The sequence below is a fragment of the Limosilactobacillus viscerum genome, from assembly GCF_947387525.1.
Classification (GTDB): Bacteria; Bacillota; Bacilli; order Lactobacillales; family Lactobacillaceae; genus Limosilactobacillus; species Limosilactobacillus viscerum.
Genome location: NZ_CANDNW010000064.1, coordinates 1 through 1,095, shown reverse-complemented (window position 1 = coordinate 1,095; position 1,095 = coordinate 1). Strand labels below are relative to the sequence as shown.

At 37.4% G+C, this 1,095-nt stretch carries 1 protein-coding gene; it reads left to right on the top strand.

The window, feature by feature from the left end; translation table 11 throughout:
• Nucleotides 1–99: 99 nt before the first annotated feature.
• Nucleotides 100–1,086, top strand: coding sequence for an IS30 family transposase (locus QOS07_RS09215; protein ID WP_232751566.1), 987 nt, complete (start codon nucleotides 100–102; stop codon nucleotides 1,084–1,086).
• The last annotated feature ends 9 nt before the right edge of the window (nucleotides 1,087–1,095 follow it).

Genomic DNA, 1,095 nt, shown 5'->3' with positions numbered 1-1,095 from the left:
TGAGTATTTACAATCTAAGTGCAACAGATTTAAAAAAATAAACCCATAGCGGGTAGAATATGTTTAACGACCAAAGCAAACTATTCGAGGTAACCCGTTATGAGTTATATACATCTTACTATAAAAGAACGTGAAATGCTTATGTGTTTAAAGGCTAAAGGATTAACTATTCGTGCAATTGCCTTACACATGAAGCGTAGTCCAAGTACTATTTCTCGTGAATTAAAGCGTTGTTCTGGTAAATACTCTGCTAACACTGCTGAAAATGACTATCACGTAAAACGTCGTAATTGTCATAAACCATTATTGCTAGATAGTCATCCACAATTACGTCGTAAAATTGTTCATTATATTTTAGATTTACATTGGTCTCCTGAACAAATCGCTGCGCGCTTTGCGAAAGAACATCGGTGGTGTGTTAGTTATAACACCATCTATCGTCATATTTACAAGCATAATTTAGGTGAACAGTATTCATCTCATGGTGACACCGGAATTAAACGACATTTAAGGCATAAGCATCACACCCGTCATCCTAAAAATACCAGGAGGCATCGGGAAGCCCAAACAGATTATATTTCAATTCATGAGCGTCCTAAATTCATCAATGAGCGTCAGCGCATTGGTGATTGGGAAATAGATACTGTAATGGGGAAAACAGGACACTCCGTTCTTTTAACAGTCGTTGATCGTCTTAGTCGATTAGTATTGATCAAAAAGATCAATCACAAAGAAACAACTGATGTCAATCAGGGCTTAATTGATCTCTTAGGGTCTATTCCTAAAGAATTTGTCCATTCATTGACTCCAGATCATGGGCGTGAATTTCTTGGCTTGAATGATATTCGAGAACGTTTAGGAGTAGCTATCTATTGGCCAGATCCATATTCACCAGAGGAAAGAGGAACCAATGAAAATACCAATGGCCTAATTAGGGAATACTTTCCTAAAAGGACTAATATTGATGATTATACAGATAAGGACGTCAGTTTCTGCCAACATCAGCTGAACCGCCGTCCTCGAAAAGTGTTAAATTATGAAACCCCATATGAGGTATTTTTTGAGAAACCGTTGCACTTGGTTTGACAATTCGTC